Source organism: Opacimonas viscosa (genome assembly GCF_024199005.1).
GTDB classification, from domain to species: Bacteria; Pseudomonadota; Gammaproteobacteria; order Enterobacterales; family Alteromonadaceae; genus Opacimonas; species Opacimonas viscosa.
Map to the genome: position 1 here is coordinate 1 of NZ_JANATA010000375.1, position 224 is coordinate 224.

General features: G+C 46.4%; 1 protein-coding gene. It reads right to left on the reverse strand.

What is annotated here, in order from left to right:
• Positions 1 to 224 (reverse strand): ATP-binding protein (locus NLF92_RS13975; RefSeq protein ID WP_254102878.1); only part of this gene is annotated, 224 nt, incomplete at both ends.

Below are 224 nucleotides of genomic sequence, written 5' to 3' on the forward strand. Positions count from 1 at the left end.
TTCACAAAGCTTTTTGGTAATGGATAAACCAAGTCCAGTTCCGCCATAGCGCCTTGTCGTCGATGCATCGACTTGCGTAAACGCTTCGAACAACTGTGCTAGCTTACGCGGCTCTATGCCTATACCCGTGTCTTTGACAGCGCAGCGCAGTACATATTGCCCTTCATTTTTTGAAGGTAATAGTGCTACGGTAATACTCAATTCGCCTTGCTCGGTAAACTTCA